The organism is Micromonospora sp. NPDC049301 (genome assembly GCF_040678715.1).
Lineage (GTDB): Bacteria > Actinomycetota > Actinomycetes > Mycobacteriales > Micromonosporaceae > Micromonospora.
The window spans coordinates 13,598-39,482 of record NZ_JBFAQO010000006.1 but is presented as its reverse complement, the minus strand read 5'-3'; the positions used below and the strand labels follow the sequence as shown (position 1 = coordinate 39,482).

Annotated in this window: 27 protein-coding genes; 10 read left to right on the top strand and 17 right to left on the bottom strand. The window is 73.4% G+C overall.

Features of this window, described 5'->3' with window-relative positions:
• The first annotated feature begins 162 nt into the window (after positions 1 to 162).
• The 3 genes from AB0K07_RS18855 (at position 163) to AB0K07_RS18845 (ending at position 3,306) form a co-directional block, all read left to right on the top strand.
• A complete protein-coding gene (locus AB0K07_RS18855) occupies positions 163 to 1,119 on the top strand; it encodes an ECF subfamily RNA polymerase sigma factor, BldN family (protein WP_363756726.1) in 957 nt (318 codons plus the stop codon).
• A gap of 289 nt (positions 1,120 to 1,408) precedes the next feature.
• Positions 1,409 to 2,287 (top strand): DUF5667 domain-containing protein, encoded by an 879-nt coding sequence (locus AB0K07_RS18850; RefSeq protein ID WP_363756725.1) that lies wholly within the window; start codon positions 1,409 to 1,411, stop codon positions 2,285 to 2,287.
• Positions 2,288 to 2,430: 143 nt separating this feature from the next.
• On the top strand, positions 2,431 to 3,306 hold the full coding sequence (locus AB0K07_RS18845; protein ID WP_363756724.1) for an HAD-IB family hydrolase: 876 nt from the start codon (positions 2,431 to 2,433) through the stop codon (positions 3,304 to 3,306).
• A gap of 9 nt (positions 3,307 to 3,315) precedes the next feature.
• On the opposite strand, the gene AB0K07_RS18840 is transcribed toward AB0K07_RS18845, so the two are convergent.
• From AB0K07_RS18840 to AB0K07_RS18785, 12 genes are all read right to left on the bottom strand, one after another.
• Complete coding sequence (locus tag AB0K07_RS18840) at positions 3,316 to 4,185, bottom strand: lysophospholipid acyltransferase family protein (RefSeq protein ID WP_363757156.1); 870 nt, start codon at positions 4,183 to 4,185, stop codon at positions 3,316 to 3,318.
• 248 nt (positions 4,186 to 4,433) lie between these two features.
• A complete protein-coding gene (locus AB0K07_RS18835) occupies positions 4,434 to 5,507 on the bottom strand; it encodes an NAD-dependent epimerase/dehydratase family protein (RefSeq protein WP_363756723.1) in 1,074 nt (357 codons plus the stop codon).
• A 121-nt stretch (positions 5,508 to 5,628) separates the two neighbouring features.
• Positions 5,629 to 5,730 carry an AURKAIP1/COX24 domain-containing protein gene (locus AB0K07_RS18830; protein WP_007465623.1) on the bottom strand — a complete coding sequence of 34 codons (102 nt, stop codon included), beginning with the start codon at positions 5,728 to 5,730 and terminating at the stop codon, positions 5,629 to 5,631.
• A gap of 249 nt (positions 5,731 to 5,979) precedes the next feature.
• On the bottom strand, positions 5,980 to 6,189 hold the full coding sequence (locus tag AB0K07_RS18825; protein WP_007465625.1) for a helix-turn-helix domain-containing protein: 210 nt from the start codon (positions 6,187 to 6,189) through the stop codon (positions 5,980 to 5,982).
• Positions 6,190 to 6,406: 217 nt separating this feature from the next.
• Positions 6,407 to 7,591 (bottom strand): ABC transporter permease, encoded by a 1,185-nt coding sequence (locus tag AB0K07_RS18820; protein ID WP_363756722.1) that lies wholly within the window; start codon positions 7,589 to 7,591, stop codon positions 6,407 to 6,409.
• On the bottom strand, positions 7,588 to 8,559 hold the full coding sequence (locus AB0K07_RS18815; protein WP_363756721.1) for an ABC transporter ATP-binding protein: 972 nt from the start codon (positions 8,557 to 8,559) through the stop codon (positions 7,588 to 7,590). The genes AB0K07_RS18820 and AB0K07_RS18815 overlap by 4 nt, the downstream gene beginning before the upstream one ends.
• Positions 8,556 to 9,944 (bottom strand): efflux RND transporter periplasmic adaptor subunit, encoded by a 1,389-nt coding sequence (locus AB0K07_RS18810; protein WP_363756720.1) that lies wholly within the window; start codon positions 9,942 to 9,944, stop codon positions 8,556 to 8,558. Before AB0K07_RS18810 ends, AB0K07_RS18815 begins: the two co-directional genes overlap by 4 nt.
• A gap of 41 nt (positions 9,945 to 9,985) precedes the next feature.
• Positions 9,986 to 11,275, bottom strand: a complete 1,290-nt coding sequence (locus AB0K07_RS18805; protein WP_363756719.1) for a hypothetical protein — start codon at positions 11,273 to 11,275, stop codon at positions 9,986 to 9,988.
• A 132-nt stretch (positions 11,276 to 11,407) separates the two neighbouring features.
• Complete coding sequence (locus AB0K07_RS18800) at positions 11,408 to 11,746, bottom strand: YrdB family protein (protein ID WP_363756717.1); 339 nt, start codon at positions 11,744 to 11,746, stop codon at positions 11,408 to 11,410.
• Positions 11,743 to 12,342, bottom strand: a complete 600-nt coding sequence (locus AB0K07_RS18795; RefSeq protein WP_363756715.1) for a WHG domain-containing protein — start codon at positions 12,340 to 12,342, stop codon at positions 11,743 to 11,745. Before AB0K07_RS18795 ends, AB0K07_RS18800 begins: the two co-directional genes overlap by 4 nt.
• Positions 12,335 to 13,135: an alpha/beta hydrolase gene (locus tag AB0K07_RS18790; RefSeq protein ID WP_363756713.1), complete on the bottom strand. Its 801-nt coding sequence runs from the start codon at positions 13,133 to 13,135 to the stop codon at positions 12,335 to 12,337. Before AB0K07_RS18790 ends, AB0K07_RS18795 begins: the two co-directional genes overlap by 8 nt.
• A gap of 105 nt (positions 13,136 to 13,240) precedes the next feature.
• Positions 13,241 to 14,161, bottom strand: coding sequence for a proline dehydrogenase family protein (locus AB0K07_RS18785; protein ID WP_363756711.1), 921 nt, complete (start codon positions 14,159 to 14,161; stop codon positions 13,241 to 13,243).
• 176 nt (positions 14,162 to 14,337) lie between these two features.
• Between AB0K07_RS18785 and AB0K07_RS18780 the strand changes: the two genes are divergently transcribed.
• Genes AB0K07_RS18780 through AB0K07_RS18770 form a run of 3 tightly spaced genes read left to right on the top strand, consistent with a single transcriptional unit; the run spans position 14,338 to position 16,385 of the window.
• Positions 14,338 to 14,610: a hypothetical protein gene (locus tag AB0K07_RS18780; protein ID WP_363756709.1), complete on the top strand. Its 273-nt coding sequence runs from the start codon at positions 14,338 to 14,340 to the stop codon at positions 14,608 to 14,610.
• Between the two features lies 1 nt (position 14,611).
• Positions 14,612 to 15,778 (top strand): glutathionylspermidine synthase family protein, encoded by a 1,167-nt coding sequence (locus tag AB0K07_RS18775; protein ID WP_363756708.1) that lies wholly within the window; start codon positions 14,612 to 14,614, stop codon positions 15,776 to 15,778.
• Positions 15,779 to 15,797: 19 nt separating this feature from the next.
• Positions 15,798 to 16,385: a CGNR zinc finger domain-containing protein gene (locus AB0K07_RS18770; protein ID WP_363756706.1), complete on the top strand. Its 588-nt coding sequence runs from the start codon at positions 15,798 to 15,800 to the stop codon at positions 16,383 to 16,385.
• 39 nt (positions 16,386 to 16,424) lie between these two features.
• Here AB0K07_RS18770 and AB0K07_RS18765 read toward each other — a convergent pair whose 3' ends face one another.
• Together AB0K07_RS18765 and AB0K07_RS18760 are read right to left on the bottom strand one after the other, a co-directional pair.
• The gene (locus tag AB0K07_RS18765) at positions 16,425 to 17,231 is read right to left on the bottom strand and encodes a sugar phosphate isomerase/epimerase (RefSeq protein ID WP_363756704.1); all 807 of its coding nucleotides are present in this window, start codon (positions 17,229 to 17,231) and stop codon (positions 16,425 to 16,427) included.
• Between the two features lie 76 nt (positions 17,232 to 17,307).
• Positions 17,308 to 18,252, bottom strand: coding sequence for a Ppx/GppA phosphatase family protein (locus tag AB0K07_RS18760; RefSeq protein ID WP_363756702.1), 945 nt, complete (start codon positions 18,250 to 18,252; stop codon positions 17,308 to 17,310).
• An 80-nt stretch (positions 18,253 to 18,332) separates the two neighbouring features.
• Between AB0K07_RS18760 and AB0K07_RS18755 the strand changes: the two genes are divergently transcribed.
• The gene (locus AB0K07_RS18755; protein ID WP_363757155.1) at positions 18,333 to 19,130 is read left to right on the top strand and encodes a hypothetical protein; all 798 of its coding nucleotides are present in this window, start codon (positions 18,333 to 18,335) and stop codon (positions 19,128 to 19,130) included.
• Positions 19,131 to 19,238: 108 nt separating this feature from the next.
• Here AB0K07_RS18755 and AB0K07_RS18750 read toward each other — a convergent pair whose 3' ends face one another.
• Positions 19,239 to 19,922 (bottom strand): response regulator transcription factor, encoded by a 684-nt coding sequence (locus AB0K07_RS18750; RefSeq protein WP_363756700.1) that lies wholly within the window; start codon positions 19,920 to 19,922, stop codon positions 19,239 to 19,241.
• Positions 19,923 to 19,945: 23 nt separating this feature from the next.
• Positions 19,946 to 21,217 carry an ATP-binding protein gene (locus AB0K07_RS18745; protein WP_363756698.1) on the bottom strand — a complete coding sequence of 424 codons (1,272 nt, stop codon included), beginning with the start codon at positions 21,215 to 21,217 and terminating at the stop codon, positions 19,946 to 19,948.
• A 204-nt stretch (positions 21,218 to 21,421) separates the two neighbouring features.
• Here AB0K07_RS18745 and phoU point away from each other — a divergent pair, with 204 nt between their 5' ends.
• Complete coding sequence (gene phoU, locus AB0K07_RS18740) at positions 21,422 to 22,075, top strand: phosphate signaling complex protein PhoU (protein WP_363756696.1); 654 nt, start codon at positions 21,422 to 21,424, stop codon at positions 22,073 to 22,075.
• 58 nt (positions 22,076 to 22,133) lie between these two features.
• Here the strand turns inward: phoU and AB0K07_RS18735 are convergent, their stop codons facing one another.
• On the bottom strand, positions 22,134 to 22,901 hold the full coding sequence (locus tag AB0K07_RS18735) for a phosphoglyceromutase (RefSeq protein WP_363756694.1): 768 nt from the start codon (positions 22,899 to 22,901) through the stop codon (positions 22,134 to 22,136).
• A 152-nt stretch (positions 22,902 to 23,053) separates the two neighbouring features.
• Here AB0K07_RS18735 and AB0K07_RS18730 point away from each other — a divergent pair, with 152 nt between their 5' ends.
• Positions 23,054 to 24,343: an MFS transporter gene (locus tag AB0K07_RS18730; RefSeq protein ID WP_363756692.1), complete on the top strand. Its 1,290-nt coding sequence runs from the start codon at positions 23,054 to 23,056 to the stop codon at positions 24,341 to 24,343.
• A 119-nt stretch (positions 24,344 to 24,462) separates the two neighbouring features.
• Entirely contained in the window at positions 24,463 to 25,746 is a 1,284-nt protein-coding gene (locus AB0K07_RS18725) for an MFS transporter (RefSeq protein ID WP_363756690.1), read from the top strand.
• The last annotated feature ends 139 nt before the right edge of the window (positions 25,747 to 25,885 follow it).

Genomic DNA, 25,885 nt, shown 5'->3' with positions numbered 1-25,885 from the left:
GGAGGCCCCCGTGCCTGTGAGCGCATTGGACCAGCACCTCAAGGGGAACTGCCGCCCGTCGGCACACCCCGGAACCGTCCTGCCCGACCGGAAGCCCGGTCGGTCCGCACCGACGACCCGCAAACCGGCCCGCCCGGCGACTGATGGGACGGGGGCGACCCGGTGACCACCTTCGGTTACGCGGAACGCCCGGTCGGCCTGACCGGTCAGACGACCCGCGCCCAGGTCAACGAGCGGCCGGCGGCCCGCGCTCCGCTGGACGAACCACACGGCACCGCCGTGCGGGGCGACGGCACGGCGAAGCGGATTCGCAACCGGCCACACCACAACGAGCCGCCCCCGCGACCAGCGGTGCCCGGCGGGAACGCGAAGCCGGCCGGCGGCCGGGTCGCCGTACCGGCCCGACCGACCATGCCGGCCCAGGGCCGGCGGGTCGGCGACACGACGGCGACGACCACCGACCCGTCCGCGGGCGAGACGGCGGTGATCCCGGCGGTGCCGGCGACCACCACCACGACCCCGACCGGCTTCCCGAGCCGCCCGGACCCGTCCGACCCGGCCACCGAGGTCTGGACGCTGGTCGAGCGGGCCCAGGCCGGCGAGTCCGAGGCGTTCGGCCTGATCTACGACCGGTACGTGGACACCGTCTTCCGGTTCGTCTACTTCCGGGTCGGCAACCGGCAGCTCGCCGAGGATCTCACCTCGGACACCTTCCTCCGCGCGCTCAAGCGGATCGGCAGCTTCACCTGGCAGGGCCGCGACCTCGGCGCCTGGCTGGTGACCATCGCCCGCAACCTGGTCGCGGACCACTTCAAGTCCGGCCGGTACCGGCTGGAGGTCACCACCGGCGACGTGCTCGACGCCGACCGGGAGGACCGCGGCCCGGAGGGCAGCCCGGAGGCGGCGGTGGTGGAGCACATCACCAACGTCGCGCTGCTCACCGCCGTGAAGCAGCTCAACCCGGAGCAGCAGGAGTGCATCGTGCTCCGGTTCCTCCAGGGCTTCTCGGTGGCCGAGACGGCCCGGGCGATGGGCAAGAACGAGGGCGCCATCAAGGCCCTCCAGTACCGGGCGGTCCGCGCCCTGGCCCGACTTCTGCCCGACGGCTTCCAGCCGTAGTTTCTCTCCGCGGGACGGATTGCGTCGATCGACGTCCGGGCCGTTCAGAGTCGGTTGCGTCGGGTGACGGCAATCACTTTCTGTGATTTCCGCCCCGCCGGGCCCGTAACCCGTGCCCGGTCCACGGCGTTTCTCCGGGTGCGACCGGTGGTTGCCCCGGCAGGCCCGGGTCACCGAGGTCCGACCGGCACGCCGGACGGGGCCTCACCTCCGTGGTGTCACACTGCCGCCCGGTCGCTGGCAACGACGGCGGCCGACCGGCCGTGACCAGCGAGAGGAGGTGCCTGCGGTGGACAACATCCTCTTCTCCCGCCGGCGCGCCGAGCGCTTCGCGCAGCTTCTCGACGAGGCCAACGGCGGGCGGCGGCACCACGTCCGTTCCCGGGTCGACGGCCAGCTCGCGCCGCTCGTCGCAGTGGGCCAGCGGCTCAGCGTCGATCCGCCGGCGGTCGAGGTGGACGCCGAATTCCGCACCGGCCTGCGGGCGATGCTGCTCGCCACCGCCGTGCGGGAAGGGATGGGCACCACCCCACCGGCCGGGGAACCGGCCGCCGCGCGTCCCGCCAACACCACCCGGGGTTCACTGCTTCCGGCGGTCACCGCCCGCCGCGCCCGCGCCCGCGGCGCGATCCTGATCGGCATCGCGGCCGGCGCCATCGCCGTCTCCGGCATCTCCGCCGCCAGCGAGAACGCGGTCCCCGGCGACGCGCTGTACGGCATGAAGCGCTCGACCGAGCGGGCCCAACTCGCCCTGGCCAGCTCGGACATCAGCCGTGGCCAGCTCTTCCTGGACTTCGCCCGGACCCGGCTCGGTGAGGCCGCCGAGCTGCGCGGTGACCGGATCGGCTACAGCGCGGTCCTCGACGACATGGACGCCGACACCCGGCAGGGTGTCCGCCTGCTCACCGCCGCCGCCGTGCAGCGGGCCGAGCCGGCCAGCCTGGACACCGTCAACACCTTCGTCGCCGGCCAGCGGCGAGCGGTGGGCAACCTGCTCGACGGGGCCACCCGGGCCGACCGGGAGCGGACCCGGCGCTCGCTGGTGCTGCTGGACAGCATCCGGGAGCGCTCGGACGCGCTGCGCGCGGCGATCGCCTGCGGCCTCCCGGCTCCGGCGGCCAGCGACACCCTCGGCCCCGCCCCGTCCGCCTGCCCCGGCTCCCGCTGACCGACCCCGGGCGGCCCGGCGACTCCCATACCGCAGGTCCGGCCGGTCGTGACGCAGTTCGCTGTCTGCCCGGCCGGTCGACCATGCTCGCCGGCTACCCTCGCTGGAGGTAATCCGTCGCATCTGGCGAGGAGGGGAGACGCGTGGCGCGCAGCCGCAAGGTGACGGTCAGCACCGACGCCCATGGTCACACCGCCGGCTGGGCGGAGACCGAGCGGGCTCCGGCGACCGCGCCCGCACCGGACCCGATCGCGGCGGCCTTCTTCGACGTGGACAACACGATGATGCAGGGAGCGTCGATCTACTGGTTCGCTCGTGGCCTCGCCGCCCGGAACTACTTCACCACCGCCGACCTGGCCCGGTTCGCCTGGCAGCAGCTCCGGTTCCGGTTGCTCGCCCGGGAGCACGCCGGTGACATGTCCCAGGCCAAGGAGGCCGCGCTGGCCTTCGTCGAGGGCTGGCGGGTGGACGACGTGGAACGCCTCACGGAGGAGATCTTCGACGAGCTGATGGCTCCCCGGATCTGGGCCGGCACGCACCAGCTCGCCCAGCGCCACCTGGACGCCGGCCAGCGGGTCTGGCTGGTCAGCGCCGCCCCGGTGGAGATCGGCCGGGTGATCGCCACCCGGCTCGGCCTGACCGGCGCGATCGGCACGGTGGCCGAGGTGATGGACGGGGCGTACACCGGGCGGCTGGTGGGCGACCTGATGCACGGGCCCGCGAAGGCCGAGGCGGTCGCCCAGCTCGCTGCGGTGGAGGGCCTGGACCTGGCCCGCTGCGCCGCCTACAGCGACTCGGCCAACGACCTTCCGCTGCTCTCCGCCGTGGGGCGGGCGGTGGCGGTCAACCCGGACGGCACCCTGCTGCGGCAGGCGCGGCAGCGCGGCTGGGAGGTGCGGGACTTCCGTACCGGCCGCCGCGCCGTCAAGATCGCCGTACCGTCGACTGCGGCGGCCGGGCTGGTCGCCGGCGCGGTCGCCGGCGGCCTGGCGTTGCAGCGCCGGCGCCGCAGCGGCTGAGCGGCGGGGTCAGGGGCCGAACGGGTCCGGCCGCCGCTCCAGCAGCGTGTGCAGGGTCTGCTGGATGGTCTCCCGCACCTGGTCGGCGAGGTTGAAGACCACCAGCGGGTCGTCCGCCGAGTCGGTCAGGTGCGCGGTCGGGATCGGTGGGCAGAACTCGATCAGCCACTTGCTGGGCAGCGGCACCATGCCCAGCGGCCCGAGCCACGGAAACGTCGGCGTGACCGGGAAATACGGCAGCTTGAGAAGCCGCGCGAGGGGCTTGATGTCGGCGAGCATCGGGTAGATCTCCTCGCCGCCGACGATGGCGACCGGCACGATCGGGGTGCCGGTGCGCAGCGCCGCCGAGACGAAACCGCCCCGGCCGAACCGTTGCAGCTTGTAGCGGTCGGCGTAGAGCTTGCCGATGCCCTTGAAGCCCTCGGGGAAGACGCCGACCAGGTCGCCGCCGCCGAGCAGCCGCTCGGCGTCCGGGTTGCAGGCCACCGTGCCACCGGTCTTGCGCGCGATCTCCGACACCACCGGCATCCGGAAGACCAGGTCCGCACCGAGCAGGCGCAGGTAGCGGTGGGCGGGGTGCTTGTCGTGCAGCGCCGCGGAAAGGATCAACGCGTCCAGCGCCACCGTGCCCGAGTGGTTGCCCACCACCAGGGCGGGCCCCTCGACGGGCACGTGCTCGACACCGCTGACCTCGGTGCGGAACCAGTCCCGGTAGAGCAGCCGCAGCAGCGGGTGGAAGACGGCGTCGGTCAGGTCCGGGTCGAAGCCGAACTCGTCGACCTCGTAGTCACCGGAGAGCCGCCGGCGCAGGAACGCCAGGCCGTTGGCGACCTTCCGGTCCCAGTGGTCACCCGGCCGATCCGGCACGGCCGCCCCGATGCCGCCGGCCTCGCCGCCGGTGGCCCGAACGCCCTCGCCCGCCGGCTCGCCGGTGGTCTCGTCGCCCATGGCCGCCGGCTCGTCGGTGGCCGCGGTGTCGACCTCGTCGGCCGGCGCCGGGGTCTGCGCGATCCCGGCCGTCGGCCGGTGTCCGTTGCGCCGCGCCGGGTCCTCGGCCGCTGCGGCCGACCCCTGCGGTACGTCGAACCGCCCGATGCCCGCTGGGTCACGCCCCTCCCCCGGCCCGGTCACGACCGCTCCCGCACCGCTGCGCGGACCTGCCGGATGCCGTCCAGGACGAGCTGCTCAGCCGCGGCCAACTGGTTGCGGGTGACCACCACCCCGCCGTGGTGCGCGCGGATGAAGTCCTCGAAGGCCGCGGCGGTGGAGCGGGGCGTGAAGCCGTACTCCCGCTCCAGCCGGGTGGTGTCGACCACGCGGCCGTGCACGAAGAGGTCGACCTGGTCCAGGCCGTAGCGGCCGAAGCCCATGCTGCGGGCGAGCGCGGCGGCACCGGAGAGGCCCGGCTCCAGCACCGGGACGGCCACACGACCGGCCCGGCGGATCGCCTGGGACAGCGAGAGCACCCCCGGCCCGGCGACGTTGTAGGTGCCGGGGTGATCCTCCACGATCGAGCGGTGCAGCACCTCCAACGCGTCGTCGAAGTGCAGGAACTGCAGGCGGGGATCACGGCCGAAGACGGTGGGCACCAGCGGTTGCGCGAAGTAGCGGGTCAACGTCGTGTCGGCGGTCGAGCCGATGAACGGCGCGAAGCGCAGCACGGTCGCGGTGACGTCGGGCCGGCGGCGCCGAAAGCCGCGGACGTACCCCTCGACGTCCAGGATGTCGCGGCCGAACCCGCCGCGCGGCACCTCGCGCGGCTCGGTCTCCTCGGTGAACACCGCCGGGTCCCGGAACGACACGCCGTACGCGGCGGTCGACGAGCGGACCACGAGTTTGCGGAGCCGGGGCGCCCGTTGGCAGGCGGCGAGCAGCTGCATGGTGCCGATGACGTTCTGGTCCTTCATGGCGGACCGGCCACCGTGCTGCGGGTCGGCGGCGCTGACCAGCGCGAGGTGGACCACCGCGTCGACGTCGAGGTCGGCGAGGATCCCGCCGAGCGAGCCGGCGTCGACGCGGATCCGTTCGACGCGGTCCAGCAGGTCGGTGAACTCGGCGCCGGGATCCGGCGCGTCCACGCCGATGACCCGCTCGATACGCGGGTCGGCGGCCAGCCGGGCCGCCACGTGGGCGCCCAGGTAACGACCGACGCCGGTGACGACGACGACCCCCGGAGCACCTGAGGTGCTACCGGGGGTCATCTGACGCACCTACCCCGGCAGGAGTGATCGAGCCGGGACGACCACGGCCTGATCACCTGAGCCTCCGGAGGTCGACAGGTGGCAAGTGACGTCGAATGCCGGGCGGCGAGCCCGGCGACGATCACTTGCCGAGACGGCGACGCTGGACGCGGGTCTTGCGCAGCAGCTTGCGGTGCTTCTTCTTAGCCATGCGCTTGCGGCGCTTCTTGACCACCGAGCCCATACGACAGCCTTTCGATACAACGTGCGGGGCGGACCGGATGACACCACGCAGGTGGCGACGGCGACCGCTTGCGGACAACGGACCGGACCAGTCTGGGCGGCGGGGCGCACCGGTGGGGTCTCGGTCGGGCTCCAGGGTAGCCGGAGAGCGTCAGCAGGACCAACGCGCCCCCGTCGATGCCGCTTTCCGGTCACGACCACAGCGCCCGCCAGCGCCCGCTAGGTCGCGCTCGGCGGACGGGGCGGTGGCTCAGGCGGTCTCCTGAAACGCACCCCGGAGATATTCGTGCACCGCGTGCTCGGGCACCCGGAACGACCGGCCCACCCGGACCGCGGTGAGCTCACCGCTGTGCACCAGGCGGTAGACCGTCATCTTCGACACCCGCATCACCGTTGCCACCTCGGCAACGGTGAGGAACTTGACCTCCGACAGCCGCCCGTCGGACTGCGACCCGGCCATGGCTCACCGACCCATCCCATGCCCGGCGCGTGCCAACCCGACGGATGCTCCGGGCCGGGCCGGCGACGCGCGTGTTACCAGTACGGTAGCGGGGCGGCTGTGACCGGCGCGATCCCTTCGTACAACTGATCATGTTCTGGTCCCCGGTTCACCCGATCCGCGCTGCCGGTATCTCCCCGCCTGCGTCCGACGTCCGGTTGGGGGCGGCGGGCGCTGCTCACTCGGCGCGCAGCGCGACCACCGGGTCGAGCCGCCCGGCGCGCTGCGCGGGGACCACCCCGAAGACGATGCCCACCGCCGCCGACACGCCGAAGGCGAGCGCCAGCGACCACCAGGTGATCGCCGCCGGGATGGGGGACAGCGCGTCCACCAGCAGTGCGGTGCCCACGCCGAGGGCCATTCCGGTCAGCCCACCGATCGTGGTGAGCAGCACCGCCTCCAACAGGAACTGCACACCGATGTCGCGCGGACGGGCGCCGACGGCCTTGCGCAGCCCGATCTCCCGGGTCCGTTCCCGGACGCTCACCAGCATGATGTTGGAGACCCCGACCCCGCCGACGAGCAATGAGATGCCGGCGATGGCGGCCAGTACGCCGGTGAGCACGCCGAGGATGTCGCCGAGCACGCCGAGGATCTGCTGCTGGGTGACGGCGCTGAACTCGGTGTCCGGATGCCGGCGGTTGAGTTCGGCGACGATCCGCTCGCCCAGGTCGTCGATGCGCTCCCGGTCCGGCGCCTTCACCGCGATGCCGTCCACCCGCTGCGTGCCCCAGAGCCGCTGCGCGGCGGTCACCGGCACGTGCACCTCGTCGTCCCGGTCGACGCCGAGGCTCTGCCCGAGCGGTGCGAAGACGCCGATCACCCGGAACCGCACGCCGGCCAGCGTCACCTGCTGCCCGAGCGGGTCCCGGTCCGGGAAGAGTGCGCGTGCCACCGAGTCGCCGAGCACCGCCACCCGCCGGCTGGTGTCCACGTCCGTGCCGGTGAGATAGCGGCCCCGGGCCAGCGACCGGGTGAACACCGCCGGGGTCGTCTCCAGTACGCCCTGGACGGTCGTGAAGTCGGAGCGTGCGCCGGCCCGCGCGGTCGCCCCGGAGGCGATGGTGACCGCCACCCGATCGGGGTCGCCGACCACCCGGGTGACCGCGTCCACGTCCTTGAGGGTCAGCGGCGAGACGACCGGCGCGGTGCCCACCTCGATCTTGCCGGGCACGACCAGCAGCAGGTTGGAGCCGAGCCCCTCGACCTGCTGCTCCACCTTCTGTTTCGTGCCGGTGCCGATGGCCACCAGCAGCACCACCGAGGCCACCCCGATGATCACCCCGAGCATGGTCAGCGCGCTGCGCAGCCGGTTGGCCCGTAACGCGTCCAGCGCCACCCGCCACGCCTCGGCGACCCTCACGACCCGCTCCCGCCGCCGGTCGCCGTGTCGGCGTCATCGGGGCCGTGGCCGCTCACCGGCGGGTGCGGAAGGCGCCCGGTGGCTCCGGCGGCGCCACCAGAGCCACCGGACGGGTGCCCCGGGCCGATTCCGGACACGGACCGGGGCTCCGCGCTGGGAGCGGGGACCAGTGTCGCAGGTCGACCATGATCAACGGACAGCGGTCGATCAGGCAGGTGGATGGCGCCGTCATCGGTCCTGCTGCCGGCGGCCGGCGGGCCGGTGTCGGCGGAACTGTCCGCGCTGTCCGCGACGACCACGCCGTCGCGCATGGTGATCCGGCGGCGGGCGCGAGCGGCGACCTCCTGGTCGTGGGTGACCATCACCAGCGCCACCCCGGACTCGGCGTTCAGCCGCTCCAGCAGCTCCAGGACCGCAGCGCCGGTGACGCTGTCCAGGTTGCCGGTCGGTTCGTCGGCCAGCAGCACCGTCGGCTCGGTGACCAGCGCGCGGGCGATGGCCACCCGCTGCTGCTCGCCGCCCGACATCTGGTTGGGCCGGTGATCCAGCCGGTGCCCGAGGCCGACCCGGCCGAGCATCGCCGCCGCCCGCTCCCGGCGCTGCCGGGCCGACACCCCCCGGTAGACCAGCGGCAACGCCACGTTCTCCACCGCCGAGGTACGCGGCAGCAGGTGGAACGCCTGGAAGACGAAACCGATCGTCTCGTTGCGCAGGGTGGCCATCTCCGGCGGAGAGAGGGCTGCGACGTCCCGACCGCCGATCACCAGCCGGCCGCCGGTGGGCCGGTCGAGCCCGCCGAGGAGGTGCATGAGGGTGGACTTGCCCGAACCGGAGGGCCCGACCAGTGCCACGTAGTCCCCCGGCTGCACGGTCAGCGACACCCCGCGCAGCGCCTCGACCGACACCCCGTCCAGCTGGTACGTCCGGGACACGTCCACCGCCTCGATCGCCGGCGGGGATCCGGTCACCGCACCTCCTGGCCGTCGCGCACCTGGTCGGCGCCGCGCACCACGACGCGGTCGCCGGCCTGCACGCCGTCGAGGATCTGCACCAGGTCCGATCCCTGGACGCCGACGGTCACCGGCGCCCGGTCCGCCTTTCCGTCGCGGACGAGCCAGACGGCGTCCCGCCCGTCGGCCGAGAAGACCGCCGAGGCGGGGACGGTCACCGCGTCGGCGGCCTCGCGTACCCGCAGGTGGACGATCGCGTTCATGCCGGGACGCGGCGTGGGAGCCGGCTCGTCCTCGGCCAGCTTGCCGGCGCCCAGCGTCAGGCGCACCCGGTAGGTGACCCCACCCTGCGCGGAGTTGGTGGGCAGCACGTCGACCGAGCGGACCGTGGCGTCGTAGCTGGCGCCGGTGACGGCGTCCAGCTCGACCGCGGCGGTGACACCGGCCCGGACCAGCAGCACGTCGGTCTCGTCCACCTCGGCCAGCAGGCCCAGCTGCCCGGTGTCCACCACGGTGAGGACCGGCGTGCCGGCGGTGACCTGGCCGCCGACCGCGACCGCGTCGTCCACCCCGGCGGGCGGGCCGCCCTGGCTGGGGGCCAGCACCGACGGGTCGATCCCGGCCGCCTGCGGGCCGCCGGCCTGCTCGAGCAGCCCGGCGAGGCCACCGCTCGGGCCGCCGGCCCGGGTGCCGCCCGGCTGCACCACGCCGGCGACCGGGGCGCGCAGGGTCAGCGCGTCGACGGTCGCCTTCGCGAGGTCGTACGCCTGCTGGGCCTGGAGCCGTTGTGCCGCGGAGAGCGCGCCGACCGCGGAGTTCAGCCCGTTGATCCCCCGCTGTACGGCACGGACGGCCTGGTCGGCGGTGCGCGCGGCGGCGGTGTACTGCCGCTGGGCGGCGGTCACCTGGGTCAGCAGGGCGTCCCGCAGCTGCGGGTCGGCGATCTTCTCGGCGGCCTTCCGGGCGGCGTCGAACGCCTCGTCGGCGGCCCTGTCGGTGCCGCGCCGGCTGCCGGTCAGGTCGCCCGCTCCGACGCCCCGGCCGGCTCGCTTCGCGGCGGTGAGCGCCTCCTTCGCCTGGCGTAGCCGCTGCTGCGCGGAGGGCGAATCGACCACGGCGAGGACCTGGCCGCGCTTCACCCGCTGTCCGGGCTGGACACGCAGGCTGGCCAGGGTGCCGTCGGCGGGAGCGGTCAGGGTGGCGGCGGCCCGGGCGGTCACCGTCGCCGGCGCGTCGATCACCTCGGTGACCGGGTTGCGCGCGGCCGAGGCGAGCGCGAGGTCAGGGTCGTCGTCGCCGCACGAGGCGGCGGTGGTGGCGGTGAGGACGACGACGGCGGTCAGGGCGGTGAGCAGGCGGGGCCGCGTGGCGTGGACAGGCCGCGGCGACTGGGTGCGGCGCACCCATCGATCGTACGGCGCACCGCCACGACGCCCACCAGCCGTCAGCCGGCGGCGGCGCGGACGTACGCCACGCACTCGTCGTGCAACGTCGACCACTGCTCGCCGAACGTCTGCTCGGCGGCGGCGGCGAACGCCTTGCGCTCGTGCACCACCGCCTTGAAGAAGGCGAGCAGCCGCTGCGGCCCGTACCGGTCGACGAGGTGCCGGACGGCGAGGTAGCCGACGCCGTAGCTGCCACCCACCCGATCCGCGGGGGCGTCCTCGGCGGGTGTGATGCCCTCCAGTTGCCCGTCCCAGGTGCTCCGGACCAGCTTCCGCACCTCGGCGAGCCCCTCGTACCGGTCGACCGGCTGGCCGCCGGCGCCCGCGTACTCGGCCAGCCCCTCCACCAGCCACCAGGTCGTCTTGCCCGGGTAGCCGCGCTCCGGCAGCGATGCGGCGTGGGTCAGCTCGTGCCGGAGCAGGTCGTCGGCGCCGCTGCTGGGCAACCCGTCGGCGTTGAGCACCACCTCGTGGTGGCCTCCGCCCACCGTCACCGCGTAGCCACCGGTCCACTGTGGCCGGCCGCCGCCGTACCAGCGCTGCCACTCGGTGGGCCCGGCGTAGAAGATCCGGTACCGGTCCGGTGGCGCCCCGGCCACCACGTACCCGTCGGCGACCTTGGCCGCCGCCTCGGCCTGGGCGAGCAGGCCGGGCAGCCTGCCGCGCAGCGCCGGGGTAGTGGCCACGATGGTCCGCGGGCCGATCACCACGGCCAGGTCGCTGATCTCCCAGGGTCGGGTGCCCGTCTCCGCCGACCTGGACTCCTCCAGGGCGACCAGGAGCGGCTGGGCGCCGTTCTCCCGCCAGCGCGTGCCGATCAGCACGGGGCTGGGCCGGCAGCCCGGTGCGGCGAAGCAGTACTGGAAGCGGACCAGCAGCCGCCACTCGCCCGGTTTGCCGACGACCGGCGCGGGCAGGCCGCTCGGCTCGGCCCGCCAGACGGCGACCTTGAGCGCGCGTAGCGCGGCGAAGCGGCGGCGCAGGTCGGTGTGCGCGGCCGGCTCGGCGACGGCGAGGAAGCCGGCCCGGTCGTCGCTGAGCAGCGCCGTGGACTGCCGCTGGAGTTGGGCGGTGATCCGGTCGGCCAGCCCACGGGCGACCGCTGTGGCCGGATCCTCGGTCGGCGAGGCGCCGACGCGTCCGACCGTGGCACGGCCGCCGGCCTCCCGGACCACCCCCGCCACCAGCAGCGCCGGCAGGCCGCAGCCCAGCAGCAGGACGACCACCACGAGCACCGTCCACAGCGGCCAGAGCCGCCGCGGCGCCAGCTGCTGTTCCCCGTCGATCACCCGCCGAAGGGTACGACCTGTGGGCCGATCGGGCGAGGGCGGTACGGCCCCGCCCGATCCGCGGGACCCGTCCACCGCGGTCTATCGGGGGATCAGGACCGGAGCCCGAGCGGGAGGCCCGGCCGGCGGCGCTCAGGCCGGGCGGCCGGCGCGGCGCAGCAGGATGATGACGACCGCCCAGACAACGACCAGGGCGAGGCCGAGCCACGGCTGCCCGAGCAGTGCGAGCATCCCGCCACCCAGCACGAACCAGCCGGCCTGGAAGGTGTGCTTGGCCGGCGGGCGCAGCGGCACCCGGGCGCGCGGTGAGCCGAGGACGCCCCAGAGCCCGGCGAGGAGCAGCGGCACGCCGACGGCGGCGAGCAGTCGGCCGGCGGTGGGCGCGTCCAGGGACCAGCCCCACCGGGCGCCGATGGCCAGCACGGCCAGCTCCAGCAGGAAGATCAGCAGCAGCCCGAGTGCCCGGATCACGGCTGGTCCGGCTGGTGTGTGGCGCGACGGGCGCGCGGCCAGGAGCGGAACGAGATGTCCAGGCCGGCGACCAGTTGGTGGTACGACCGGTCCACCTCGCGGGGCAGGCCGAACCCACCGGCGGCCTCCAGCGTGACGAACCCGTGCAGAGCGCTGCGCAGCGCTCTGGTGGCGTCCACCGCGTCCTCGCCGCTGAGCCCGTACCCCCGCAGCACCGCGTAGATCGCGCCGACCGCCCGCTCGGCCGCCACGACGTGCTCGGGGTCGGTCGGGTCGGGCACCCGCTGGGTGGCCGGGTAGCGGCCGGGGTGCCGGCGGGCGTAGTCGCGGTACGCGTCGGCGATCGCCCCTAGCGCGTCCCTGCCGGCCCGGCCGGCGGCGGCGGTGGTCAGCTCGGTGGCCAGTTCGGCGGTGGCCAGCGCGGAGAGCTTCTGGGTCAGCGCGTCGGCCCCGCGGACGTGCTTGTAGAGGCTGGGCAGCGCGACGCCGAGCCGGCCGGCGAGCGCGGCCAGGGTGAGCTGCTGGAGGCCGACCTCGTCGGCCAGCCGGGCGGCCTCCCGCACCACGGCCTGCTGGTTGAGCCCGACCCTAGGCACCCGCGCACACCGCCAGGAAACCGAGCAGCTCGTCGGCGGTCCGCTGCGGGCGGTCGGCGTGCGGGTAGTGCCCGGACTCCTCGATCATCCGGGCCTCGGCGGTGCGGTAGAGCCGGCGGGCCGCCCGCGCCTCGGCACCGGGGTCGGGGAAGTCCGGGTCCCTGGCCCCCATCAGCACCAGCACGGGCTGCTGGACCTCCCGGGCCCGGGTGGTCCAGTGCGGCTCGACCGGCACGGCCACGCCGCGCGTCGCGGCCATCCGGCCGGGCTCGCGCAGCTTGGCCACCATCGACCGGCGGTACGCCGCGTCGTCGGCGGGCCGGTGCACCGGGAAGAGCGTCTTGTGGAACATCCCGAACAGTCGGGGGCTGCGCACCACGGCTGCCAGCGCCGTCCGCATCAGCGGGTTGAGTTTCGGCTGGCCGACGAACGCGCCGATCTGCACGATGCCGGCGACCAGTTCGGGTGCCTCGGTCGCGGCGAAGACCACCGCCGCCGCGCTGGACGAGCTGCCGACCAGCACGGCCGGCCCGGCGTCGAGGTCGCGGACCACGGCCAACAGGTCGGCGCCGACCTCGGCCGGGGAGTAGGTGGGCCAGCCGACACTGGACTCGCCGTGCCCCCGCACGTCGACCGAGGCGACCCGGTGGCCGGCCGCGACCAGCAGCGGCACCAGGTGCCGGAAGCTTCCCCGGTTTTCGCCCATGCCGTGCGAGAGGACCACCAGCGGGCCCTCCCCGTGCACCTCGTAGGCGATGTGTCCGCCGTCCCGCCACACCTGGCTAGTTGTCATAGCCATAAAGCTAATGTCATTAGCCAAACTCGTCAACCCGAATACGCGAAACGGGCCGGCGGGACCACAGGGGCCACCGCCGGCCCGTCGACCGGTCCGTCCGGGTTACTTCTTGGAGATCAGGGCCCGGCCGAAGAAGACCAGATTGGCCGGGCGCTCGGCGAGCCGGCGCATCAGGTAGCCGTACCACTCGTCGCCGTAGGGGACGTAGGTACGCACGGTGTAGCCCTCGCCGACCAGCCGGGCCTGCTCCTCCGGGCGGATGCCGTACAGCATCTGGAACTCGAAGCGCTCCGACCCCCGGTCGAACCAGCGCGCCCGGTCCTCCCCGATGGCGATCATGCGGGGGTCGTGGGTGGCCAGCATCGGGTAGCCGTCGCCGGACATCAGGATGTTCATGCAGCGGACGTAGGACTTGTCCACCTCGCGGGCCGACTGGTACGCCACCGACTCGGGCTCCTTGTAGGCGCCCTTGCACAGGCGCACCCGCGACCCGGCCGAGGACAGCTCCCGGCAGTCCGACTCGGTCCGGCGCAGGTACGCCTGGAGCACCGCGCCCGTCGACGGGAAGTCCTTGCGCAGCTTCTCCAGCACCTCCAGCGTCGAATCGGTGGTGGTGTGGTCCTCCATGTCGAGGGTGACCGTGGTGCCCACCGCGTCGGCGGCCGCGCAGATCGCCCGGGCGTTGTCGTACGCCAGCTGCTCGTCGAACATCTGGCCGAGGGCGGAGAGCTTCACGCTCACCTCGGCGGCCGGGGTCAGCCCGGCGCCACCGAGCATCTTCAGCAACTTCAGGTATTCGTCCCGGGTGGCGGTGGCCTGCTCGGGGGTGACGGTGTCCTCACCGAGGTGGTCAAGGGTGACCGCCAGGCCGTCGTCGACGAGTCCGCGGGTCGCGCGCAACGCGTCGTCGGTGGCGGCGCCGGCGACGAACCGGCGGACGACGTCCCGGGTGAACGGGGCGGTCGCGACGAGCCGCTCGACCTGGGATGACCGGGAGGCGGCGAGGATGACGGAACGGAGCATGAGCCGAGCGTAACGCCCCTGCCAGGACCCCCGCCGAGGGGCGGCCGACCACCCCGCCGCACCACGCCCCGGCCCGGTTGGAAAGAGCCGTTGTGCACCGGAGTCCGACAACAAGGGTTCCTTGCTCACCCTGGGGCGGGGCGGCGGCGGTGGCGTCGATCGGCTACAACGATGCCGTGGACCAACGCCCCCGCCGCCGGCTCCGGTCGGCCTCCGTGCAGCTCGGCGCGCTCACCGCTCTCGCGCTCGCCCTCTCCGGCTGCAACATGACCTCGGACGACGATGACGACGACGACTGCGCCCTCGGGCCCGTCGGTGGCGGCGACACGGTCGCGCTCGCCATGCGGGTCGCCGACCCGGCCGCCGGCCGCGCCGCACCGGAGCCGACGACCGCGGCCCTGCCCGAGCGCGGGGGCTTCGGCACCCACCTCGCCGCCTGCGGCGGCTGAGATGCGCCGCGAGCGGGTCGTGCCGCGACCCGACTGGGACGCCACCATCCGGGCTCAGGGGCTGGTCTACGTCGACACCGAGCTGCCCGACGGCGGCATCATGTCGTACTGGGACGAGACCGCCGCGTACGCCTTCGACCTGGACGAGGTGCTGCGGCTGGAGGAGGCCACCGAGGAACTGCACCGGATGTCGGTGGCCGCCGCCGAGCACGTGGTGGCCCACCGCCGGTACGCCGAGTTCGGCATCCCGGCCTGGGCGGCCGAGGCGGTGGCCCGCTCGCTGCGCGAGGCGCCACCCACCCTCTACGGGCGCTTCGACCTCGCCTACGACGGCGTCTGGCCTCCGAAGATGCTGGAGTACAACGCCGACACCCCGACCGCGCTGGTGGAGGCGAGCATCATCCAGTGGTACTGGCTGGAGCAGACCCGGCCGGAGCTGGACCAGTGGAACAGCCTGCACGAGCGGCTGGTCGGCGCCTGGGCGAAGATCGGGGCCGGGCTGCACGACCCCCGGGTGCACGTGCTCTGGTCGAACGAGGAGGAGTCCGGCGAGGACCACATGACCGCCGGCTACCTCGCCGAGACCGCCCGGCAGGCCGGTCTGACCGTCGAGCTGCTGCCGATCCAGGAGATCGGCTGGGACGGCCGGCGCTTCGTCGACGCCGCCGACCGGCCCGTGACCACCTGCTTCAAGCTCTACCCGTGGGAGTGGATGCTGGCCGAGCCGTACGGGCCGCCGGCGCTGGCCCCGGGCACCCCGACCACCTGGATCGAGCCGGCCTGGAAGCTGCTGCTGTCCAACAAGGCGCTGCTCGCGGTCCTCTGGGAGCTCTACCCCGGCCACGAGTACCTGCTCCCGGCGTACGTCGACTCGCCGCGCGGCATGCCGGAGTACGTGGCCAAGCCCCTGCTGGGCCGGGAGGGCGGCTCGGTCCGCATCGTCACCGCCGAGGAGGAGATCACCAACCCGGGGATCTACGGGGACGAGGGCTGGTGCTATCAGGAGTTCCGCGCGCTGCCGCAGTTCGACGGCAACCGGATGGTGCTGGGCAGCTGGATCGTCGACGGCGAATCCGCCGGGGTGGGGGTGCGGGAGAGCGCGAGTCTGATCACCGACGGTTACGCGCGGTTCCTGCCGCACTACATCGACGCGCCGCGCGCCCCGTGAGTCGTCTACCGTTGGGGGCGTGAACTTCGACGCGTACGCCCGGACCGGCGTTGACCTGGTCAACGCCCGCCTGGACGACCTCGACGACCTGCGGGCCCTCTTCCCCGACGACAATGCCTGGATGCGCGACGAGGTCGCGGAACGGGACGTCGTGATTTTCCGGCGGGCACAGAAGCGGCTGCGCGACGTCTTCGAGTACGGCACTTCGGGGCGGGACGCCCAGGCGGTGACGGAGCTGAACGCGCTGCTCGAGGCGTTCCCGGTCCAGCCGCGCATCTCCGGTCACGACTCCAGCGACTGGCACATGCACGTGACCAGCCGGGGCGCGTCGGTCAGCGCCGAATACCTGGCCGGCGCGGTCTGGGGGCTGTCGGTCTGGCTCTGCGAGTACGGCAGTGCCCGATTCGGCGTCTGCGCCGACGAGCGGTGCGGCAACGTCTACCTGGACACGTCGTCCAACTGCTGCCGGCGGTTCTGCTCCGAGCGCTGCGCCACCCGCTCGCACGTGGCGGCGCACCGGGCCCGCAAGCGGGCCGCGGTCGGCGAGCAGGTGACGGTCGCCGCGCAGCCGACGGCGGGCGCCGACTCGCTCACCCCGGTCAGCTGACGTCGCACCGGTCGACGTCCGGGCACCCCGCCCAGGGGGTCAGGCGTCGACCGGAGACGGCGCGGTCAGGTGCTGACGGGCGAACTCCAACGCGGCGCGCAGGTCCGCCTCGCGCACCGCGCGGCTCTTCGCGCCCCGGGTCGCCACCTCGACGGCCACCGCGCCGGTGAAGCCCCGCCCGGCCAGCGAGGAGAGCAGCTCCCCGCAGGGTTGGGTGCCGCGCCCGGGCACCAGGTGCTCGTCACGGCCCTCGCCGGTGCCGTCGCCGAGGTGCACGTGGGCCAGCCCGGCGCCCATCCGGTCGGCCATCTCCAGCGGGTCACTGTGCGACGCCGCGCAGTGCGACAGATCGAGGGTGTACGACGGGTAGCCGGTGTCGGTGGGATCCCAGCCCGGCACGTACGGGACGAACCGCCGGCCCGCCATCCGCACCGGGTACATGTTCTCCACCGCGAAGCGCAGCCCGGTGAACCGCTCCTCGACCTCGGCGAGCCCCTCGGTGAACCGGCGCGCGTAGTCGCGCTGCCAGGTGAACGGCGGGTGCACCACGACGGTCGGCGCCCCCAGTGTCTCGGCCAGCTCGGCGGCCTTGCGCAGCCGCTCCCACGGGTCGGGGCTCCACACCCGCTGGGTGACCAGCAGACAGGGCGCGTGCACCGACAGGACCGGCACGTCGTAGTGCGTGGAGAGGCCGCGCAGCGCGCCCGCGTCCTGGCTGACCACGTCGGTCCAGACCATCACCTCGACGCCGTCGTAGCCGAGCGCGGCGGCCAGTTGGAACGCCGCCGCGGTCGGCTCGGGGAAGACCGACGAGCTGGACAGGAGGACGGGAACGCGGGAAGTCACATCAGCCAGGGTAGCCCGGCGGCGCCGACGCCATCGTGACGAGCGCCGGCAAACCACCCGTAACCACCCGCGCCTGTCACATCGGTGCGAGTTGATCGAGCCGGCGGAGGATGACGCCCTCCCGCAGTGCCCACGGGCAGATGTCCAGCGACTCCAGATCCAGACGGCGCATCACCGCCTCGGCGACCACCGCGCCGGCCAGCAGTTGGTGTGCCCGGCCCGCGCTGACCCCCTCCAGCTCCATCAGCTGGGCCGGTGGGATGTGCCGGATGAAGCCGATGACCTGCCGCAACCCGGGGCGGGTCAGGCTGCGCCGCACCCAGAGCCCGGCACCGGACGGCGCCGCCCCGGCCAGCCGGGCCAGGGTGCGGAACGTCTTCGAGGTGGCCACCGCCCGCTCCCAGCCCACCTCGGTCATCTGGTCGACGACCTTGTCCAGCCGGCTGTCCACGTACTCCCGCAGCTTGTCGACGGCCTCGGCGGACGGCGGCGCCGCGCTGGCCGGGTCGGACCGCAGCCGCTCCCGGGTCAACCGGCCGGCGCCGAGGGGCAGCGAGACCGCGACGTCCGGGTCCTCGTCGATCCCGGCGGCGATCTCCAGCGAGCCGCCGCCGATGTCCAGCACCAGCAGCCGTCCCGCCGACCAGCCGAACCAGCGCCGCACGGCCAGGAAGGTCATCCGCGCCTCGTCCGCGCCGGAGAGCACCGCCAGCCGTACGCCGGTCTCGTCGCGGACCCGGGCCAGCACGTCGGCGGCGTTGGTGGCGTCGCGCACCGCGGAGGTGGCGAACGCGATCAGGTCGTCGGCCTCCAGCCCGGCGGCCGCCGCCTTCGCCATACCGACCGCCTTGACCAGACCGTCCGAGCCCGCGTCGGTCAGCGCTCCGTCGGGGCCGATCTGCTCGGCCAGCCGGAGCACCACCTTCTCCGAGTGCGCCGGCCACGGGTGCGCGCCGTGGTGCGCGTCCACCACCAGCAGGTGCACCGTGTTGGATCCGACGTCGAGGACACCCAGTCGCATGGTGAAGACCCTAGGTGCAACATGTTTGCGCGGCTCGCCGGCCCAGGGAGTGGACCGCGCGTACGCTGGGCCGGGTGACGATGGAGCTCCGCGTGCTGGTGGACGATCCGGGTGACCCGCGCAGCCGCGAGGTGCCGCTGGACTTTCCCCGAGAGTGGATCGAGTTCGCCGACCCCGCCGACGACACCCACCTGATCCGTGCCGACCTGACCTGGTTGCTCTCCCGCTGGACCTGCATCTTCGGCCGGGGCTGCCACGGCATCATCGCCGGCCGGGCCGCCGACGGCTGCTGCTCGCACGGAGCGTTCTTCACCGACTCCGACGACGAGAAGCGGGTCCGCAACGCCGTCAAGCTGCTCACCCCGACGACCTGGCAGCACTTCCGGCGCGGGTTCAAGAACTGGACCGACAACGACACCATCGACGGCAAGACCCCGGCCCGCCGGACCGCCACCCAGGGCCCGGAGGGGCCGTGCGTGTTCCTCAACGACGCCGACTTCGCCGGCGGGGGCGGCTGCGCGCTGCACGCCCAGGCGCTGCGCGACGGGGTGCACCCACTGGAGTACAAGCCGGACGTCTGCTGGCAACTGCCGATCCGGCGGGACCAGGAGTGGGTCAAGCGTCCGGACAACAGCAAGGTCCTGGTCTCCACCCTGTCGGAGTTCGACCGGCGGGGCTGGGGTGCCGGCGGGCACGACCTGGACTGGTGGTGCACCTCCTCGACGGACGCGCACGTCGGCGCCGAGCCGATGTACCTCTCGTACGGGCCCGAGTTGACCGCGCTGATCGGCGCGGCGGCGTACGAGCGGCTGGCCGAGCTGTGCGCGGCCCGCACGAAGCAGGGCCTGGTCGCCCCGCACCCCGCCGACGAGGTCTAGCTGATCCTGACAGCCCTTCGCCCCGAGTCCGCTCCGCGGGGCCCTGAGCAGGTCACGCCGTGACGGCCGGAGGGGCCGACGCCGAGCGTCGCCCCTCCGGTACGCCGATCACGGCTCGAACTTGTAGCCCAGCCCCCGGACGGTGACGATGAAGCGCGGCGCGGAAGGCTCCGGCTCGATCTTGGAGCGCAGCCGCTTGACGTGCACGTCCAGCGTCTTGGTGTCACCGACGTAGTCGGCGCCCCAGACCCGGTCGATGAGCTGACCCCGGGTCAGCACCCGGCCGGCGTTGCGGAGCAGCAGCTCCAGCAGCTCGAACTCCTTGAGCGGCAGCTGCACGGCGCCACCGTCGACGGTCACCACGTGCCGCTCGATGTCCATGCGCACGGGCCCGGCGGCCAGGGTCGGGGCACCCGGGTCGGCCACCTCCGGGCTCTGCCGGCGCAGCACCGCCCGGATCCGGGCCACCAGCTCGCGGGGCGAGTACGGCTTGGTGACGTAGTCGTCGGCGCCGATCTCCAGGCCGACCACCTTGTCGATCTCGCTGTCGCGGGCGGTGACCATGATGATCGGGACGGCCGACCGCTGCCGGAGCTGCCGGCAGACCTCGGTCCCCGACATCTCGGGCAACATCAGGTCGAGCAGCACGATGTCGGCGCCGGTTCGGTCGAACTCGGTGAGGGCGTCGGTGCCGGTCGCGGCGACCGAGACCTCAAAGCCCTCCTTGCGGAGCATGTACGACAGGGCGTCGGAGAACGACTCCTCGTCCTCGACCACCAGAACGCGGCTCAACGGGGATTTCCTTTCCATTGCTGTCAGACCTGCCGTAGCTCGGCCGGACCGGCCTCGATCCCAGCCGGCGGCAGTGTCGCCAGCAGGTCGTCCGGTGGACGGGCGGGCAGCCGGAGAGTGAACGTCGATCCACCACCAAGAGTGCTCGACACTTCGACCCGTCCGCCATGGTTGCTCGCGATGTGTTTGACGATGGCCAGGCCGAGCCCCGTGCCGCCGGTGGCACGCGAGCGGGCCTGGTCCGCCCGGTAGAACCGCTCGAAGATCCGGTCCACGTCCGTCGGGGCGATACCGATGCCCTGGTCGGCGACGGCGATCTCGACGTGCTCGTCGTCGCCGTGGGTGGTGACCCGGACCGTGGTGTCCTCACCCGAGTAGTTGATGGCGTTCTCCACCAGGTTCGCCACCGCGGTGGCGAGTTGGGTGTCACTGCCGTACGCGGTGAGGCCGCGCTCCCCGGTCACCGACACCTCGACGCCCCGGGCGGAGGCCGTGGTGCGGGTCCGGTCGACCACCTCGGCGATCACCCAGTCCAGTGCGACCGGCTCGGCCGGCGGCTGCGGCTCGGCGCCCTGCAACCGGGTCAACTCCAGCAACTCCTGCACCAGCCGGCCCAGCCGGGTCGACTCGTGCTGGATCCGTTCGGCGAACCGGCGGGCGGCGACCAGGTCCTCGGAGAGGTCGGGCGCCGCGGCGTCGGCCGGCTCGGTGGCGTCGAGCAGCGCCTCGGCGAGCAGCTGGAGCGCCCCGATCGGGGTCTTGAGCTCGTGACTCACGTTGGCCACGAAGTCACGTCGCACGCGCGCCAGCCGGTGTGACTCGGTCACGTCGACCGCTTCCACCGCGATGAAGCCGTTGCCGAGGCCCATCGCCCGCAGGTGCACGCCGAGCGGGTTCTCCCCCGCGCTGTCGCGGCCCCGGGGAAGGTCCAGCTCGATCTCGCGCCGCACCCCGGTGCGCCGCACCTGGCCGGCGAGGGTACGGATCAGCGGGTGCGCGGCGACCGAGCCCGCGGTGCTGCCGGTGCGCAGCAGACCCATCGCACGGGCGGCCGGGTTGATCAGAACGGGCACGTCGTCGTTGTCCAGCACCACGACACCGGCCCGGAGCGAGTCGATCGTCCGGCGGCCGAGCCCGGCCTGCTGCTCGTCGGCTATCGCGGGCCTCCCCCTGCTCCAGCGGGAGCCTGCGCTCCCCGTCGACGTGGAGGCCGGCAGGAACCGGGGCAGCAGGAGACCGGCGGCCAACCCGGCCACCAGTGCCACGGCCACCACGACCGCCACCGCCCACTCCACCCGGCGATCGTAGGGTCATTGTTAACCTGGCTACCACACAGACCGGGACGAACCACCCTCACTTTCGCGAATGTTCACTCCCGCGTCTGGCGTCGTTCACCGGGGTTCATCCGGGGTCCGTCCGCGCCACCTACCGTTGGCGGCGCACCCTGCTCAACCCCTGCGCCGGCACCCGTCGGCGGCGACCGACCACAGGACGTGATGATGCGCGACGAGTTCCGGGCCGACCTCCAGATCGTCAGCCAACTGCTGGTGGACATGGCGGAGGGCGTGCGCGCCGCCATGCGCCAGGCCACCCGGGCCCTGCTCACCGCCGACCGGCAGGCCGCCGAGACGGTCATCGAGCGGGACTCCGAGATCGACGACCTCTACCGGCACGTCGAGGAGCGGGTCTGTGACCTGCTCGCCCGGCAGGCGCCGGTCGCCTCCGACCTGCGGGCCATGATCACCGCCCTGCACGTGGCCGCCGACCTGGAGCGGATGGGCGACCTCGCCGACCACGTGGCGAAGACCGCGCTGCGCCGGCACCCCTCGCCCGCCGTACCGGCCGAGCTGCGGGCGATCTTCACCGAGATGGCGGACATCGCCGACCGGATGGCGGTGAAGATCGGCTCGGTGCTGGCGAAGCCCGACGCCGACCTCGCCGGCGAGCTGGACCGCGACGACGACGCGATGGACGAGCTGCACAAGAACCTGTTCGCGGTGCTGCTCGGCGACGACTGGCCGTACGGGGTGGAGACCGCGATCGACGCCACCCTGCTGGGCCGCTTCTACGAGCGGTTCGCCGACCACGCGGTCAACGCCGGCGAGCACGTGGTCTACCTGATCACCGGGCAGACCGCCCCCACCGCCAGCTGACCTGGAGAAAGGGCCCCTTGCTGTCGCTGGGCGACGACAAGGGGCCCTTTCTGACGTCTCAGCGGCCCTGGTTCGCCACCGCGGCGGCGGCTTCCTTCGCCGCCGTGGGGTCGAGGTAGGTGCCGCCCAGGCTGAGCGGGCGCAGCTGGGGGTCGAGGTCGTAGCGCAGCGGGATGCCGGTCGGGATGTTCAGCTTGGCGATCGCCTCGTCGGAGATCTGGTCGAGGTGCTTGACCAGGGCCCGCAGCGAGTTGCCGTGCGCGGCCACCAGCACCGTCCGGCCGGCCAGGATGTCCGGCACGATCGAGTCGTACCAGTACGGCAGCATCCGCTCGACGACGTCCTTGAGGCACTCGGTGCGCGGCATCAGCTCGGTCGGCAGCAGCGCGTACCGCGGATCACCCACCTGCGACCACTCGTCGTCGTCGGCGATCGGCGGCGGCGGGGTGTCGTACGACCGGCGCCAGAGCATGAACTGCTCCTCGCCGTACTCGTCCAGGGTCTGCTTCTTGTTCTTGCCCTGCAGGGCGCCGTAGTGCCGCTCGTTGAGCCGCCACGACCGGCGCACCGCGATCCAGTGCCGGTCGGCGGCGTTCAGCGCCAGCTCGGCGGTGCGGATCGCCCGGCGCATCACGCTGGTGTGCACGACGTCCGGCAGCAGGCTGTGCTCGCGCATCAGCTCGCCGCCGCGCCGCGCCTCCCCCTCGCCCTTCTCGGTCAGGTCGACGTCCACCCAGCCGGTGAAGAGGTTCTTGGCGTTCCAGTCGCTCTCGCCGTGCCGCAGCAGGACCAGCGTCCCGATGGTGGGCCCCTCGCTCGCAGTCATGCGGATCATCCTGCCTCAACCGTCGCCGGGACACGCGGGCACCCGTCGTGACGACCACCACGTGAAAAAGCGGGTGACCAGTGACTCCGCGCCCGACTAAGTTGTAAGGCGCTGAAGTCATATGGGTCATTACTTACACGCGGGGGCGCCACGTGCGGACGATGCGGAGCTGGTTCCGGGACACCACCGGCGGCCTGCCAACCACCTTTTGGTACCTGTGGTCCGGCACGCTGATCAATCGGCTCGGCTCGTTCGTCCTCGTCTTCCTGGCCATCTACCTGACCCAGGAACGCGGCTTCTCTGCCTCCCAGGCCGGTCTGGTGCTCGGGCTGTGGGGCGTCGGCGGGGCGGTCGGCACCACCGCCGGCGGCACCCTGGCCGACCGCTGGGGCCGGCGGCCCACGTTGCTCACCGCGCACGTGGGCGCAGCCGCGATGATGCTCGCCCTCGGGCTGGCCAAGGACCTCTGGGCCGTGGCCCTGGGTGCCCTGCTGCTCGGCCTGTTCGCCGAGGCGGCGCGGCCCGCGTTCGGGGCCATGATGATCGACGTGGTGCCGGCGAAGGACCGGTTGCGCGCCTTCTCGCTCAACTACTGGGCGATCAACCTGGGCTTCGCCTGTGCCGCCGTCCTCGCCGGTCTCGCCGCGCAGGCCGACTACCTGCTGCTGTTCGTGGTCGACGCGGCCACCATGCTGGTCACCGCGCTGATCATCTTCGCCCGGGTGCCGGAGACCCGGCAGGGCGGGCGCGCGGCCGCCGCGCTGAAGGCCCCGCGCGGCGCCCTGCGCACGATCCTCACCGACCGGGTGTTCCTCGGCTTCGTGGCACTCAACCTGCTCGCCGCCCTGGTGTTCCTCCAGCACATCTCGATGCTGCCGATCGCCATGAGCGACGACGGCCTCAGTCCCGCCACCTACGGCACGGTGATCGCGCTCAACGGCGTCCTGATCGTGATCGGCCAGCTCTTCGTGCCCCGGCTGATCCGGGGTCGGAGCCGCTCGCACGTGCTCGCGCTGGCCGCCATCGTGATGGGGGTCGGGTTCGGGCTGACCGCGTTCGCCGGCACCGCCTGGCTCTACGGGCTGACCGTGCTGATCTGGACGGTCGGCGAGATGCTGAACTCGCCGTCCAACTCCACCCTGATCGCCGAGCTCTCCCCCGCCGAGCTGCGCGGGCGCTACCAGGGCGTGTTCGGCCTCTCCTGGCAGATCGCCGGAGCCTGCGCGCCGGTCCTCGGCGGCCTGGTGCGCGAGCACGCCGGCAACTCGACGCTCTGGCTCGGCTGCGCCGCGATCGGCGTCGTGGCCGCGGTGGCCCACCTGCTGTCCGGCCCGGCCCGGGAGCGGCGTGCCACCGCCCTGCGCCGCTCCGGCGAGGCGCTGGCACCGGTCAGCGCCACCCCGCCGTCGGCGGGGCAGCCCGCCGAGGCGGCGGCCGCCTGAGCAGCGGCCCGCTCCCCGGTGACGAAGCGCCCATGATCAGGAAATCGGGTGGCGGGGCCCGCGCACGGTTCCTACCGTGCAGGGGAAACTGTTAGGAAACCGAACTGTCGGGAGGTCGGGTGCACACCCTGCGGCGCTGGTGGCACGACACCGCGGGCGGGCTCCCCGCCACCTTCTGGTACCTCTGGGCCGGCCTGCTCATCAACCGGGCCGGCGCGTTCGCCATGCTCTTCCTGTCGCTCTACCTGACCGACGCGCGTGGGGCCAGCGAAGCGCTGGCCGGCACGGTGGTCGGCGCGTACGGGGCCGGCGGGGCGGCCGGTGTGCTGCTCGGCGGTGTGCTGGCCGACCGGTGGGGCCGCCGGGCCACCCTGCTCGCCGCGCACCTGGTCACCGCCGGCCTGATGGTGGCCCTGGCCTTCAGCCGACCCCTGATCCTGATCGCGGTGCTCTCCGCGCTGGTCGGCGTGGTGCACTCGATGCCCAGCCCGGCCTTCGTCGCGGCGATCGTCGACGTGGTGCCAGCGGAGCGTCGCTCCCGCGCGTTCAACCTCCAGTTCTGGGCGTTCAACCTGGGCATGGCGGTCGCCTCGCTGCTCGCCGGGGTGTTGGCCGAGGCGAGCTTCACCGCGCTGTTCCTGGTCGACGCGGGCGCCACCCTGGCCGCCGCCGCCGTGATCGGCTGGAAGGTGCCGGAGACCCTGCGGCGCAGCGAACGGGCCGCCGACCTCCAACCGACGCCCGGCGTCGTCCGGCCCCGGCGACCGGGACTGCACACCGCGCTCACCGACCGGACCTTCCTGGTCTTCGTCGGGCTCACCTTCGTGCTGGCCGTGCTCACCCTCCAGACCTCGACGATCATGCCGCTGGCCATGCGCGCGGACGGCCTGGGCCCGTCCGCGTACGGGCTGGTGGTGGCGCTCGGCGGCGCGCTCATCGTGCTCGGGCAGCTGTTCGTGCCCCGGCTGATCGACCGGCACCGCAAGGACGTCGTGCTGGCCGCCTCCACCGCCCTGCTCGCCGTCGGCTTCGGCGTCCTCGCGGTCGCCGACGAGCTGGCCGTCTACCTGGGTGCCGCGGTCGTCTGGACGGTCGGCTCGATGCTCGCCGCCCCGCCGAACGCGCAGATCAACGCCGACCTGGCACCGCCACAGCTGCGCGCGCGGTATCAGTCGGTCTTCTACCTGACGTTCCCGGCCGCGGCGTTCGTCGCCCCCACGCTCGGCGGGGTGAGCCTTCAGTACCTCGGTGACCGGCACTGGCTGATCGTGGGCGGGCTGGGCCTGCTGGCCGCGCTCGGGCACCTGTTCGCCGGGCCGCCCCGGGAGCGGCACGTCGCCGCCCTGCACCGGGCCGCCAACCGGGAGGCGACACCGCCCGTGGACCGCGTGCCGGCAGCCTGACCGGCCACCCACCCCGGGTACGACGCAAAGCGCCCACCACGACGCAAAGGTCGTGGTGGGCGTTTGGACGGCGGGGCCGGCGGCGGCGGGCAACACTCACCCCCGTAAGCGTCGCCCGCTCGCGCCGCCGGTCCAAACA